The following is a 13429-nucleotide window of genomic DNA, read 5'->3' on the forward strand; positions in this document are numbered from 1 at the left end:
AAAAAGTCGCGGGATTATGCCAGAAAAGAACGGTTCTCGTGCAGCCTCTGATCCGGCGAGGGCGTCAATGGTTCGGCTATCGCCCCGATAGCGCCGATCAATGGCGGGTTTGTGACGGTGCCGCGCTGCCGCCGCCGGCGAACAGCTGGGCGATGTCGCTGCCGTCGAAGGCGTAGCGCTGGTTGCAGAACTGGCAGTCGACGGTGATCTCGCCGCCCAGCTCGCCCAGCAGGCGCTCGGCGTCTTCCTTGCCGAGGCTGACCAGGGCGTTGGCCGAGCGCTCCCGCGAGCAGCTGCAGCGGAACACCAGCGGCTGCGGCTCGAACAGGCGCACCGCTTCCTCGTGGTACAGGCGGTGCAGCAGGGTCTCGTTGTCCAGGCCCAGCAGTTCCTCGACGTTGAGGGTGTCGGCCAGGGTGGTCAGGTGCTGCCAGCTGGCCTCGCGGTCCTCGGCGTCCTTCAGGCGGTCGGCCGGCAGTTGCTGCAGTAGCAGGCCGCGGGCGTGGCGGCCGTCGGCGCCCAGCCAGAAGCGCGTGGGCAACTGCTCGGAGGTGGCGAAGTAGGACGACAGGCAGTCCGCCAGGCAGGCGCCCTCCAGCGGCACTATGCCCTGGTAGCGCTGGCCGTTCTTCGGGTCCACGGTCATGGTCAGCACGCCGTCGGGCATCAGGTCGAGCAGGCCGGCGCTGTCGCGGATGGCCTCGGCGTCGTAGCGGGCCAGGCCGCGCACTTCGCGGTCGCTGGAGCATTCCACCATGAGCAGCGGCACGGCGCCGCTGGAGCGCGCCTGCAGCACCAGCAGGCCGTCGAACTTCAGGGTGCCGCACAGCAGCGCCGCGGCGGCGAGCATCTCGCCGAGCAACTGGGCCACCGGCTGCGGGTAGGGGTGCTTGGCCAGCACTTCGGCGAAACTGCGTTCGAGCGCCACCATTTCACCGCGAACGTCGGTGTTGTCGAAGAGGAAACGCTGACTTTGATCGATCTGGGACATGCTGGGCACAACGCTGGCTAAGGCACAAATACATGACAAGCTGATGGCAAAGGCCTATAAAGCGCGCTTTGCGACAGCCGCCCGGTTCAGTAAGGGGGAATCGATTCTATGGAGAAAGCTTCGCCGTTCCAAGCCACCTGGTCGTGGCGCCCGTTCATCGCCTGCCATGCGCTGGCCCTGGTCCTGCTGCAGCTCTGGCTGTGGACGCCGACCCGCGCCGCCATCGACTTCTTCGACTTCAGCCTGTTCCACGCCCTCAACGCGCCGCTGGCGACCAACGAGGCCTGGCGCAACGTCTGGGCGGTGGCCAGCACCCGGCCGTTCGACATTCTGGTCGGGGTCATCCTGCTCCTGCTGCTGATCCGCGGCGACTGGATCTTCAAGGCCGGCCAGGTGCGCGCCGCGACCTTCGGCATGCTGGTGACCATGGTGGTGCTGATGATCGTCCGCACCCTCTATGCCAAGATCGCCCACCACCTGGGCTGGCAGCACGCCAGCATCTCCGCCATCGCCCCGGACGCCGTGCGCCTGGAAGACTTCTTCCGCAGCTGGCAGGACACCCTCTTCGAAGTGAAGGACGAGTCGGCGCGCAGCTTCCCCGGCGACCACGCCTCGGTGCTGCTGGTGTGGGCGCTGTTCCTCAGCCTGTTCGCCCGCAACGCCGTGCAGTGGCTGGTGGTCTGGGCCCTGGCCCTGCTGTTCATGCTGCCGCGCCTGGTGGCCGGCGCCCACTGGGGCCAGGACGACTATATAGGCGGCGTGCAGATGGCCCTGCTGGCCCTGGCCTGGAGCTGCTTCACCCCGTTCGCCGCCTGGGCCAGCGCCGGCCTGGTGCGCCTGACCGAGCCGCTGTTCGCCCTGCTGGCGAAGGTGCCGCTGCTCAACCGCCTGAGCGTGATCGCCGCCTGAGGCGCCCTCCGGAACCCCCGCCACGGCGGTAATAATGCTGTTCACTTAAGCGATATGTGGTGGTTCAGCGAAGGTGCACCAGCCTGGCCTCGCTCCCTCACCCCAGCCCTCTCCCAAAGGGAGAGGGGGCTGTTCGGAGCGTGCGGGGAGTTCGGAGTCATCCCGGAACGCCTACCTCCTCTCGTCATTCCCGAGAACGCGAACCCTGGGTTCGCGAGCAAGCTCGCTCCTACGAAGAGCAAAGCAGCTCTGCTCTGGCTTTTGGGACTTCCAGAGAAACCTCCGCGCACTCCGAAACGCCCCTTCAGAAGGCCGAGCGAAACCGGCGCTCAGGAGGTCATGCGACATGGATGTCGCGAGAGCCCCGATGGGCTACAGGGACGAACCCTCGGGGCGGGCCTCCGTGGCGGGGGAATTCGCGAGGGTAGCCCGGCTCCATCGGGCCCGTATGTCGGGGCAAGCCTTTTTGGTTCCTTTTGTGGCGTTTGACAAAAGGGACTCGCCCGAGGGGGCGAAACAAGACGGTCGGGCAGACTCGGTGCGGCGCAGAAACACCCAAGCCGAGGCAACTGGGTTTCCGCGTTCGCAAGCCAAGCCATAGTCCCAGCCATATGAAAATCCCATTTCCCCCAGGCAAAGAAACAGCATCCTTTCTTAAGTGAACAGCATTACGCCACGGCGGGGGTTTCGCTATTCCTGGTCGTCGAGGAAGTGCAGCAACTGGCGGCGCTGCTTCTTGCTCGGCCGGCCGTCGGTCTGCACGCCCAGAGCGCCGGCCTTGCGCATGGCCGCCGCGTCCTCGCGGCGCTTCACGCTCTCGGCGGTTTCCTCGTAGAGCAGCTGCGCCTCCGGCGCGCCGCGGCGCACGCCCGACAGCGCCTTGACCACCACGGTGCGCTCGTCGAACCCGGTGCGCAGCACGTACTCCTCGCCGACCTTCGGCTCCTTGCTCGGCTTGCAGCGCTCGCCCCGGCAATGCACCTTGCCACCCTCGATGGCCGCCTTGGCCAGGCCTCGGGTCTTGTAGAAACGCGCAGCCCACAGCCACTTGTCCAGGCGTACCCTGTCGTCGTCTTTCTCGCTCACGGCCTCATCCACACTTCTGCAACCTGGCCAGTCTACCCTCGGCCCGGCGTTCCCGGCAGGCCCCTGGCGGGCGCCGATGGCCCTGCTAGAATGCCGCAAAACCCTGGGATGGCTCCTTTTGAAGACATTCGACCACCTGTCAGTGATCGGCCTGCGCGAATGGATCGCCCTTCCCGACCTGGGCATCGTCGGCCTGCGCGCGAAGATCGACACCGGCGCCAGCACCTCCAGCCTGCACGCCAGCGACATCGCCACCTTCCAGCGTGACGGCCGCGACTGGGTGCGCTTCACCGCCCACCTGGGCACCCAGGTGCAGCGCCGCCACCGCTGCGAGGCGCCGCTGGTGACGATGAAGACCATCCGCAGCTCCAACGGCCAGGCCCAGACGCGCTACGTGATCCGCACCACCCTGGCCCTGGGCGACCGCGCCTGGGCGGTGGAATTCACCCTGGCCTGCCGCAAGACCATGCGCTACCGCGTGCTGCTGGGTTCCAAGGCGCTGGTCCAGGGCCAGTTGGTGGTCAACCCGGCGCTGACCTACGTCCAGGACAAACCCCTCATCATGGTTACCCCCGCCCTTTCAGGTGCCCAATGAAAATCGCCGTGCTGTCGCGCAACCCGCGCCTGTATTCCACCCGTCGGCTGGTGGAGGCCGGGCAACAACGCGGGCATGAAATGGTGGTGATAGACACCCTGCGTGCCTACATGAACATCGCCAGCCACAAGCCGCAGATCCACTACCGCGGCCAGCCGCTGGAAGGCTTCGACGCGGTGATCCCGCGCATCGGCGCCTCGGTCACCTTCTACGGCTGCGCGGTGCTGCGCCAGTTCGAGATGATGGGCGTGTTCCCGCTCAACGAGTCGGTGGCCATCGCCCGCTCCCGCGACAAGCTGCGCTCGCTGCAGCTGCTCTCGCGCAAGGGCATCGGCCTGCCGATCACCGGCTTCGCCCACTCTCCGGACGACGTGCCGGACCTGATCCAGATGGTCGGCGGCGCGCCCCTGGTGATCAAGCTGCTGGAAGGCACCCAGGGCGTCGGCGTGGTCCTGGCCGAGACGCAGAAGGCCGCCGAATCGGTGCTGGAGGCCTTCATGGGCCTGAAGCACAACATCATGGTGCAGGAGTACATAAAGGAAGCCGGCGGCGCCGACATCCGCTGCTTCGTGGTCGGCGACAAGGTGATCGCCTCGATGCGGCGCCAGGCCGCGCCCGGCGAGTTCCGCTCCAACCTGCACCGCGGCGGCAGCGCCAGCCTGATCAAGATCACCCCCGAGGAGCGCATGACGGCGATCCGCGCGGCGCGGATCATGGGCCTGAAGGTGGCCGGCGTGGACATCCTGCGCTCGCACCATGGCGCGCTGGTGATGGAAGTGAACTCCTCGCCGGGCCTGGAAGGCATCGAGACCACCACCAACAAGGACATTGCCGGGGTGATCATCGAGTACCTGGAGAAGAATGCCGGGCCGCATATGGTGCGGACTAAAGGTAAAGGGTGAGGAGGCACGTACGCGACGCATGCGTCGCGCCGACGAACGACCGGCCATGGATGGCCGGGCTGGGGGTGCCGACGGGCACGATGCCCCGACAGGGATGTCTACGCAGGATCACCATGAAGCACATCGAACTCCCGCCCGCTCACGAATAAGCCCATGCCCAAATCCCCCCGCCCCTCCGACCTGACCTGGTCGCCCTTCGAAGGCCGCATCGCCCTGGTCGCCCCGGCCTCCTCCATCGCCGAGGAGGTCTTCGAGGCCACCCTGCGCCAGCTGGAGGTGCTGGGCATCGACTACCACCTGGGCGAGCACGCCGAAGCCCGCTACCGCTACCTGGCCGGCAGCGCCGAACAGCGTCTGGAGGACTTCCACCGGGCCTTCGAGCTGCCGGACGTGAGCGCCGTCTGGTGCCTGCGCGGCGGCTACGGCTGCGCCCAGCTGGTGCCCGGGCTGGACTGGGCGCGGCTGCGGGCGGCCTCGCCGCGGCCGCTGGTCGGCTTCTCGGACATTTCCATCCTGCTCAGCGCCTTCCACCGCCACGGCCTGCCGGCGATCCACGGCCCGGTGGCCAGCGCCCTCGGCCTGCAGCCGCTGAGCGCGCCCAGCGAACAGCGCGAACGCCTGGCCTCGCTGGCTTCGGTCAGCCGCCTGCTGGCCGGCGAGGACCGTCACCTGCCCTGTACTCACCTGAGCGGCCCGAAAAAGGTTGTGGAAGGCGAGTTGATCGGCGGCAACCTCACTGCCCTGGCCAGCACCGCCGGCACGGTAGCCGCGCTGCACGCGCCGGCCGGAGCCATTCTGGTGCTGGAGGATGTGGGCGAGCCTTACTACCGCCTGGAGCGCAGCCTTTGGCAGTTGCTCAACAGCATCGATGCGCAGAGCCTGGGCGCGGTGGTGCTGGGCACCTTCACCGATTGCCCGCGCAAGAACGTGGCGCATAGCCTGGAAGAGATTTTCGTGGAGTACCTGAAGCCGCTGGGGGTGCCGCTGTACCACGGGCTGCCGAGTGGGCATGGGGCGCAGAATAGGGCTTGGCCTTATGGGAAGGTGGGGCGGTTGGGGGTGAAGGGGTTGGAGTGGTAGAGCGGGAGTGTTCCTGGAAGATTCTCGCTGCTGGACAGCCCCACCCTCTCCCCAGCCCTCTCCCTGAAGGGAGAGGGGGCTTGTCCGTGCCGAGAAGAGGAATGGTTTCAACCGGAAATCTTCGGTGTTGCCGGCTAACTCAGGAATACCCACGCGCTCCGAACGGTCCCCTCTCCCTTCAGGGAGAGGGTTAGGGAGAGGGTGCGGAGCCCATTCAGTGCACCGCCGTCCCAGGCTAGCCCCAACGACGGATAACGCTGACGTGTTATACCGGCGTAGCGGCCGTCCCGTAGGATGGTGTTGAGCGAAGCGATACCCATCACCACGACCGCATGGGTTTCGCAGGCTCAACCCATCCTACGAAAAGCATTTCGGCGCAGTTGGCCAGACAGTTGCGCCGCTCAGGAAGCCCCCCGCGGCAACATCAACCCCAGCGGCAGGCACACCCTGGCCTCCACCCCGCCGCCCTCGCGGTTGCGCAGTTCCACGCTGCCGCCGTGCTGCGCGGCGATGCGCTTGACGATGGCCAGGCCCAGGCCGGTGCCCTTGCCGCCGCGGGCTTTGTCGCCGCGGATGAAGGGGTTGAAGATGCTGTCCAGCTCCTGCGGGTCGATGCCGGCGCCGCGGTCCAGCACGCTCAGCACCACGTAGGGCGCGCCGTCGCCGCCGGCCAGGTGGCTGGCCACCTCGACGTTGCCGCCGCCGTGGTTGAGGGCGTTGCCGATCAGGTTGCCGAGCAGGCGCTTCATCGATACCCGGCGCAGCGGGAACGGCGGCAGCGGCTGCAGGCTCAGGCGCACGTGCTCCTCGCCCTGGTTGTAGGGCGCCACCACCTCGCGGGTCAGTTCGTTGAGGTCGCCCGCCTCCACCGGCTCGTCGCGGCCGTCGCGGATGAAGGCGAGGAACTGGTCGAGGATCTGGTCCATGTCCTCGATGTCGCGGACCATGTCCTCGACCATCTCGCGCTCGGTCTCGGGCATCAGCTCCAGGGACAGGCGCAGGCGCGTCAGCGGCGTGCGCAGGTCATGGGACACCCCGGCCAGCATCAGCTCGCGCTCCCGCGCGGCCTGTTCGACGTCGTCGGCCATCTGGTTGAAGGCGCGGTACACCTCGGCCATCTCGCTGGGGGTGTCCTGCCCCAGCGGCAGACGCACGCTGCGGCCCTTGCCGAACTCCCGCGAGGCCACCACCAGGCGCTTGAGCGGCTGGCCGAGCAGGCGCACGAAGATCCAGGCCGCGGCGGTGGACAGCAGGCCGATGCCGAGGAACCAACCGAGCACGCTCCAGATCTGCTGGCCGCGCAGCGGGTGCGGGTAGAGCGGCACGCCCAGCCAGCCGTCGCCCAGGTTGGGCGCGTGGACCCAGAGCATGGACGGGTGGTGGATGCGCAGGCGCGTCTCGGTGTCCGGGCCCAGCTCGGTGCGCATCTGCCGCTGGAAGATACCGCTGTAGGGCCAGTGCTGTTCTTCCGGCTGGCCGTTCTCGTGGGGCACCCAGGCCAGCCCGGCGGATTTGGCGATGGCCTCGCGCGAGCGCTCGTCGGCGGCCCAGTAGGCGCGCACGGTCAGCGCCGCGCCGTGGCTGTACTGGCGGTCGACCAGCATGTCCTCGTTCATCAGCAGGTAGACCAGCGTCAGCGCCTTGGAGAAGAGCACGACGATGAGCACCAGCCAGAGGGTGCGGGCGAAAAAGCTTTGCGGGAACCAGGGCGGGGTTTTCAAGATGAACTACCACAGAGCACGGAACGTAGGAGCGAGCTTGCTCGCGAACCCGCCCCATTGCGGAGTCGGTTCGCGAGCGGGCTCGCGCCTACAGGAGGATCATTTGCGGGCATTACCGTCCGGCACGAACACGTAGCCCACGCCCCACACCGTCTGGATGTAGCGCGGCTTGGACGGGTCGGGCTCGATCAGCCGGCGCAGGCGCGAGATCTGCACGTCGATGGAGCGCTCCAGGGCGTCCCACTCGCGGCCGCGGGCCAGGTTCATCAGCTTGTCGCGGGTCAGCGGCTCGCGGGCGTGCTGCACCAGCGCCTTGAGCACGGCGAACTCGCCGGTGGTGAGCATGTGCACCTCGCCGCCGCTCTTCTTCAGCTCGCGGGTGGCCAGGTACAGCTCGTAGTCGCCGAAGGTGACCACCTCGTCCTCGCCGGCCGGGGCGCCCGGCACCAGCGGCGCCTGGCGGCGCAGCACGGCCTTGATCCGCGCCAGCAGCTCGCGCGGGTTGAACGGCTTGGCCAGGTAGTCGTCGGCGCCCAGCTCCAGGCCCTGGATGCGGCTGGACTCGTCGCCCTTGGCGGTGAGCATGATGATCGGGATCTGGTTGTTCGCCTCGCGCAGGCGCTTGCACGCCGAGAGGCCGTCTTCGCCGGGCATCATCAGGTCGAGCACCACCAGTTGGAACAGCTCGCGGGCCAGCAGGCGGTCCATCTGCTCGGTGTTCTCCACGGCGCGCACGCGGTAGCCCTGCTCGTCGAGGAAGCGCTCCAGCAGGCGGCGCAGGCGGGCGTCGTCGTCGACGATGAGGATCTTTTCACCTTCGGGCAGGGTGGACGGGTTCGACATAGAAACTCCAGGTTCGGGTCAGGCCGGCAATTATCGCCCAGCCTCGGTTGGCCACGGATTGTCCATTGTTAGCAGATTTTTCCCCGACCGACCGCCCTCTCGCGCGATTTTGCCTGGGTATAATGCGGCGCTTTTGCGGCGGGGCGTTGTCATAGACGCCTGCCGGACGCCCGAGCGAGCCGGCCGGCGCTAGCGCCACACCCCGTATTCTCGTTGGTTTCACCAGGTGGATTCATGGACAGCATCAACACCCGTATCGCCGAAGAGCTCTCCGCACTGCCCTCCGGCCGTGTTCAACCGCAGCAGGTGGCCGCCGCCGTGGCCCTGCTCGATGAAGGCAGCACTGTCCCCTTCATCGCCCGTTACCGCAAAGAAGTGACCGGCAGCCTCGACGACACCCAGCTGCGCCTGCTGGAAGAGCGCCTGCGCTACCTGCGCGAGCTGGACGAGCGCCGCGCCAGCATCCTCGCCAGCATCGAGGAGCAGGGCAAGCTGACCCCCGAGCTGGCCCGCGAGATCAAGCTGGCCGACACCAAGACGCGCCTGGAAGACCTCTACCTGCCGTACAAGCAGAAGCGCCGCACCAAGGGCCAGCTCGCCCTGGAAGCCGGCCTGGGCGAGCTGGCCGACGCGCTGTTCGCCGACCCGACGCTGACCCCGGAAACCGAAGCCGCGCGCTTCGTCGATGCCGAGAAGGGCTTCGCCGACATCAAGGCCGTGCTCGAAGGCGCCAAGTACATCCTCATGGAGCGCTTCGCCGAGGACGCCACCCTGCTCGACCGCCTGCGCGTGTTCCTCAAGGACAACGCCACCCTGACCGCCCGCCTGGTGCCGGGCAAGGAAACCGAAGGCGCCAAGTTCAGCGACTACTTCGAGCACGACGAGCCCTTCAAGGGCGCGCCCTCGCACCGCGCCCTGGCGATCTTCCGCGGGCGCAACGAAGGCGTGCTGAGCGTGGCGCTGAAGGTCGGCGAGGAGCTGCCGGGCACCAGCCACCCATGCGAAGCGATGATCGCCGAGCGCTTCGGCATCTCCAACCAGGGCCGCGCCGCCGACAAGTGGCTGGGCGAGGTGGTGCGCTGGACCTGGAAGGTCAAGCTCTACACCCACCTGGAGACCGACCTGCTGGGCGAGCTGCGCGAAGGCGCCGACGCCGAGGCGATCAACGTCTTCGCCCGCAACCTGCACGACCTGCTGCTGGCCGCCCCGGCCGGCCCGCGCGCCACCCTGGGCCTGGACCCGGGCCTGCGCACCGGCGTGAAGGTGGCCGTGGTCGACGCCACCGGCAAACTGCTGGACACCGCCACCGTCTACCCCCACGCGCCGAAGAACCAGTGGGACCAGACCATCGCCGTGCTCGCCGCGCTGTGCGCCAAGCACCAGGTGGAACTGATCGCCATCGGCAACGGCACCGCCAGCCGCGAGACCGACAAGCTGGCCGCCGAGCTGATCAGGAAATACCCGGCGCTCAAGTGCACCAAGATCATGGTCAGCGAGGCCGGCGCCTCGGTGTACTCGGCCTCCGAGCTGGCCGCCCGGGAATTCCCCGACCTCGACGTGTCGCTGCGCGGCGCCGTCTCCATCGCCCGCCGCCTGCAGGACCCGCTGGCCGAGCTGGTGAAGATCGAGCCCAAGTCCATCGGCGTCGGCCAGTACCAGCATGACGTGTCCCAGCTGCAACTGGCGCGCAGCCTGGACGCGGTGGTGGAAGACTGCGTGAACGCCGTGGGCGTGGACGTCAACACCGCCTCCGCCGCCCTGTTGGCGCGCATCTCCGGCCTCAACAGCACCCTGGCGCAGAACATCGTGGCGCACCGCGACGCCAACGGCGCGTTCAAGTCCCGCGACGACCTGAAGAAGGTCAGCCGCCTGGGCGAGAAGACCTTCGAGCAGGCCGCCGGCTTCCTCCGCGTGATGAACGGCGACAACCCGCTGGACGCCTCCGCGGTGCACCCGGAGACCTACCCGCTGGTGCAGCGCATCGCCGCCGACACCGGCCGCGACATCCGCTCGCTGATCGGCGACTCGGCCTTCCTCAAGCGCCTGGACCCGAAGAAGTTCACCGACGAGCAGTTCGGCCTGCCCACCGTCACCGACATCCTCAAGGAACTCGACAAGCCCGGCCGCGACCCGCGCCCGGAGTTCAAGACCGCCGAGTTCCAGGACGGCGTCGAAAGCCTCAAGGACCTCAAGCCGGGCATGGTGCTCGAAGGCGTGGTGACCAACGTCACCAACTTCGGCGCCTTCGTCGACATCGGCGTGCACCAGGACGGCCTGGTGCACATCTCGGCGCTGTCGGAGAAGTTCGTCAAGGACCCGTACGAAGTGGTCAAGGCCGGCGACATCGTCAAGGTCAAGGTCATGGAAGTGGACATCCCGCGCAACCGCGTCGGCCTGTCCATGCGCATGGGCGACACCCCCGGCGAGAAGGTCGAGGGCCCGCGCGGCGGCGGCCGCGGCAACGGTGGCCAGCGTGGCGAGCGCAGCGCCCCGCGGCAGCAGGAGAAGGCCCCGGCGAACAACGCCATGGCCGCGCTGTTCGCCAACGCCAAGCAACTGAAGAAGAAGTAGGGAAGCACCATGAGCGAGATGCCCGGCCGCGACCGGATGATCAGCGCCTTCAGCGAGACCATCGGCCTTGAGCCGGTGCGCCTGGGCGACGGCGAGGCCGAAGTGAGCCTGAAGATGGCCGAGCACCTGCGCAACCGCGGCAACGTGATGCACGGCGGGGCGATCTTCTCGCTGATGGACGTGACCATGGGCCTGGCCTGCTCCAGCGCCCATGGCTTCGACCGCCAGAGCGTCACCCTGGAATGCAAGATCAACTACATACGCGCCGTCGCCGAAGGCGAGGTGCGCTGCGTGGCGAAGGTCCTGCACGCCGGGCGCCGCACGCTGGTGGTGGAGGCCGACGTGCTCCAGGGCGACAAGCTGGTCGCCAAGGGACAAGGCACCTTCGCCCAGCTGTAAGCCGTCGCCCCTTTCCTGCTCTATCCTGACCATCGGCAGCCCGCGCGCCACGCGGGCTCCGGTGAGTCGCAGCCCGCCAGGCGACAACGCCGGCCGCCCACCCCCTTGTAGACCGCCCGGTCCACCCCCATAGTGGGGCGACTGCCGCGTGAAGGACATCAAATTGAGCGACCTACTCTCCCGCCGCCTGGCGCTGCTCGGCGACGCTGCCAACCTGCCCCTGCTCAGCCAGTGTCTGCACGGCATCGAGCGCGAGTGCCTGCGCGTCGACGGCAATGGCCGCCTGGCCCTGAGCCCGCACCCCAAGGCCCTGGGCTCGGCCCTGACCAACCCGCAGATCACCACCGACTACTCCGAGGCGCTGCTGGAGTTCATCACCCCCACCAGCACCGGCGTCGAGCAGACCCTGGCGTCCCTGGAGAGCATCCACCGCTTCGCCAGCCAGCGCCTGGACGGCGAGCTGCTATGGAGCCCGTCGATGCCCTGCGAGCTGCCCGACGAAGAGAGCATCCCGATCGCGCGCTACGGCAGCTCCAACATCGGCCGCCTCAAGTACGTCTACCGCAAGGGCCTGGCGCTGCGCTACGGCAAGACCATGCAGTGCATCGCCGGCATCCACTACAACTTCTCGCTGCCCGAGGGGCTGTGGCAGTTGCTGCAGCGCCACGAGGACGGCGGCATGTCGCTGCGCGACTTCCAGTCGGCGCACTACATCGCCCTGATCCGCAACTTCCGCCGCTACAGCTGGCTGCTGATGTACCTGTTCGGCGCCTCGCCGGCGCTGGACGCCGGCTTCCTGCGCGGCCGCCCGCACCAGTTGCAGCAGTTCGACGAGCACACCCTGTACCTGCCCTGGGCCACCAGCCTGCGGATGAGCGACCTGGGCTACCAGAACAACGCCCAGGCCGGCCTGACGCCCTGCTACAACGACCTCGAAAGCTACGTCGAGAGCCTGCGCAGCGCGGTGGGCACGCCCTACCCGCCCTACCAGAAGATCGGCACCAAGCAGGACGGCGAGTGGGTGCAGCTGAACACCAACGTGCTGCAGATCGAGAACGAGTACTACTCCAGCATCCGCCCGAAACGCGTGACCTACAGCGGCGAGCGGCCGATCCAGGCCCTGGAGTCGCGCGGCGTGCAGTACGTCGAGGCGCGCTGCCTGGACATCAACCCCTTCCTGCCGCTGGGCATCGACGCCGCCGAGGGCCGCTTCCTCGACGCCTTCCTGCTCTACTGCGCGCTGCAGGACAGCCCGCTGCTGGCCGACGGCGAGTGCGGCGCGGCCACCAGCAACTTCCTCAAGGTGGTCAAGGAAGGCCGCCGCCCGGGGCTGCACCTGCAGCGTGGCGGGCAGACCGTGCCGTTGCAGGTCTGGGCCAGCGAACTGCTGGAGCGCATCGCGCCCATCGCCGAACTGCTCGACCGCGCCACCGGCGGCGACGCCCATGCGCAGAGCCTGGCGCAGCAGCGCGAGAAGGTGGCCGATCCGGAGCGCACGCCGTCCGCGCAGGTCCTGGCGGAAATGCGCGAGCGCGGCGAAAGCTTCACCGCCTTCGCCCTGCGCAAGAGCCGCGAACACGCGGAAACCCTCGCCCAACCGCTGCCGGCCATCGAGCAGGAAGCCTTCGAGGCCATGGCGAAGATCTCCCTGGCCGAACAAGAGGAACTGGAACGCCAGCCGGAAGGGGATTTCGACACCTTCGTGGCGGCCTACCAGGCGAGCATCCTCGGGGTGATCGGCGTTTAAGCCCCGCAGGAGCGGACCTTGCCCGCGATAGCCGGACGCCCCGGCGCGATTCGCGGATAAGATCCGCTCCTACGCCGCCCCACCCACACCATTCCCTGTAGGAGCGCGCCCTGCGCGCGATTCGCGGGCAGGGCCCGCTCCTACAGGTTGTGCCGGGAAGCACGGTATTCCTCCCCCGTAGGAGCGGACCTTGTCCGCGATAGCCGGATGCCCCGGCGCGATTCGCGGATAAGATCCGCTCCTACGCTGCCCCACCCACGCCATTCCCATTGTAGGAGCGCGCCCTGCGCGCGATTTCGCGGGCAGGTCCCGCTCCTACAGGTTGCCGGGAAGCACGGTATTCCTCCCCCGTAGGAGCGGACCTTGTCCGCGATAGCCGGACATCCCGGCGCGATTCGCGGATAAGATCCGCTACGCCGCCCCGCCCACACCATTCCCCTGTAGGAGCGCGCCCTGCGCGCGATTCGCGGGCAGGGCCCGCTCCAGGTTGTGCCGGGAAGCACGGTATTCCTCCCCCGTAGGAGCGGACCTTGTCCGCGATAGCCGGAACCACCGGCGCGATTCGCGGATAAGATCCGCTCCTAC

Annotated in this window: 11 protein-coding genes; 7 read left to right on the plus strand and 4 right to left on the minus strand. The window is 68.0% G+C overall.

The features are described 5' to 3' along the window. Nucleotides 1-97: 97 nt before the first annotated feature. Nucleotides 98-991: an Hsp33 family molecular chaperone HslO gene (gene hslO / locus FG99_RS11735; RefSeq protein WP_009614970.1), complete on the minus strand. Its 894-nt coding sequence runs from the start codon at nucleotides 989-991 to the stop codon at nucleotides 98-100. A gap of 108 nt (nucleotides 992-1099) precedes the next feature. Here hslO and FG99_RS11740 point away from each other — a divergent pair, with 108 nt between their 5' ends. Next, nucleotides 1100-1900, plus strand: coding sequence for a phosphatase PAP2 family protein (locus FG99_RS11740; RefSeq protein ID WP_043269763.1), 801 nt, complete (start codon nucleotides 1100-1102; stop codon nucleotides 1898-1900). Between the two features lie 690 nt (nucleotides 1901-2590). On the opposite strand, the gene hslR is transcribed toward FG99_RS11740, so the two are convergent. Beyond that, nucleotides 2591-2986 carry a ribosome-associated heat shock protein Hsp15 gene (gene hslR / locus FG99_RS11745; RefSeq protein ID WP_009614968.1) on the minus strand — a complete coding sequence of 132 codons (396 nt, stop codon included), beginning with the start codon at nucleotides 2984-2986 and terminating at the stop codon, nucleotides 2591-2593. 118 nt (nucleotides 2987-3104) lie between these two features. Here hslR and FG99_RS11750 point away from each other — a divergent pair, with 118 nt between their 5' ends. The 3 genes from FG99_RS11750 (at nucleotide 3105) to FG99_RS11760 (ending at nucleotide 5563) form a co-directional block, all read left to right on the plus strand. Continuing rightward, nucleotides 3105-3581, plus strand: a complete 477-nt coding sequence (locus tag FG99_RS11750; protein ID WP_024128818.1) for a retropepsin-like aspartic endopeptidase RimB — start codon at nucleotides 3105-3107, stop codon at nucleotides 3579-3581. Beyond that, nucleotides 3578-4483: a 30S ribosomal protein S6--L-glutamate ligase gene (gene rimK, locus FG99_RS11755; protein WP_009614960.1), complete on the plus strand. Its 906-nt coding sequence runs from the start codon at nucleotides 3578-3580 to the stop codon at nucleotides 4481-4483. Before FG99_RS11750 ends, rimK begins: the two co-directional genes overlap by 4 nt. 153 nt (nucleotides 4484-4636) lie before the next feature. Continuing rightward, on the plus strand, nucleotides 4637-5563 hold the full coding sequence (locus FG99_RS11760; protein WP_043269765.1) for a S66 peptidase family protein: 927 nt from the start codon (nucleotides 4637-4639) through the stop codon (nucleotides 5561-5563). A gap of 401 nt (nucleotides 5564-5964) precedes the next feature. Here FG99_RS11760 and FG99_RS11765 read toward each other — a convergent pair whose 3' ends face one another. After that, nucleotides 5965-7284 carry an ATP-binding protein gene (locus FG99_RS11765; protein ID WP_009614958.1) on the minus strand — a complete coding sequence of 440 codons (1320 nt, stop codon included), beginning with the start codon at nucleotides 7282-7284 and terminating at the stop codon, nucleotides 5965-5967. Nucleotides 7285-7383: 99 nt separating this feature from the next. Further along, entirely contained in the window at nucleotides 7384-8127 is a 744-nt protein-coding gene (ompR, locus tag FG99_RS11770; RefSeq protein ID WP_009614957.1) for an osmolarity response regulator transcription factor OmpR, read from the minus strand. Between the two features lie 234 nt (nucleotides 8128-8361). On the opposite strand from ompR, the gene FG99_RS11775 reads away from it, so the two are divergent. The 3 genes from FG99_RS11775 to gshA all read left to right on the plus strand — a co-directional run bounded on the left by FG99_RS11775 (nucleotide 8362) and on the right by gshA (nucleotide 12844). After that, nucleotides 8362-10698, plus strand: coding sequence for a Tex family protein (locus FG99_RS11775; protein WP_043269767.1), 2337 nt, complete (start codon nucleotides 8362-8364; stop codon nucleotides 10696-10698). Nucleotides 10699-10707: 9 nt separating this feature from the next. Next, nucleotides 10708-11097: a PaaI family thioesterase gene (locus FG99_RS11780; RefSeq protein WP_051878785.1), complete on the plus strand. Its 390-nt coding sequence runs from the start codon at nucleotides 10708-10710 to the stop codon at nucleotides 11095-11097. A gap of 163 nt (nucleotides 11098-11260) precedes the next feature. After that, a complete protein-coding gene (gene gshA / locus FG99_RS11785; protein WP_043269769.1) occupies nucleotides 11261-12844 on the plus strand; it encodes a glutamate--cysteine ligase in 1584 nt (527 codons plus the stop codon). Nucleotides 12845-13429: the final 585 nt, after the last annotated feature.

This window comes from Pseudomonas sp. AAC (assembly GCF_000725445.1).
In the GTDB taxonomy this organism is placed as follows: Bacteria; Pseudomonadota; Gammaproteobacteria; order Pseudomonadales; family Pseudomonadaceae; genus Pseudomonas; species Pseudomonas citronellolis.

What these genes read in the sequence shown, in the direction of transcription:
- hslO (WP_009614970.1), bottom strand. Translation starts at nt 991, where the DNA reads ATGTCCCAGATCGATCAAAGTCAGCGTTTCCTCTTCGACAACACCGAC.
- FG99_RS11740 (WP_043269763.1), top strand. Translation starts at nt 1,100, where the DNA reads ATGGAGAAAGCTTCGCCGTTCCAAGCCACCTGGTCGTGGCGCCCGTTC.
- rimK (WP_009614960.1), top strand. Translation starts at nt 3,578, where the DNA reads ATGAAAATCGCCGTGCTGTCGCGCAACCCGCGCCTGTATTCCACCCGT.
- FG99_RS11760 (WP_043269765.1), top strand. Translation starts at nt 4,637, where the DNA reads ATGCCCAAATCCCCCCGCCCCTCCGACCTGACCTGGTCGCCCTTCGAA.
- ompR (WP_009614957.1), bottom strand. Translation starts at nt 8,127, where the DNA reads ATGTCGAACCCGTCCACCCTGCCCGAAGGTGAAAAGATCCTCATCGTC.
- FG99_RS11775 (WP_043269767.1), top strand. Translation starts at nt 8,362, where the DNA reads ATGGACAGCATCAACACCCGTATCGCCGAAGAGCTCTCCGCACTGCCC.
- FG99_RS11780 (WP_051878785.1), top strand. Translation starts at nt 10,708, where the DNA reads ATGAGCGAGATGCCCGGCCGCGACCGGATGATCAGCGCCTTCAGCGAG.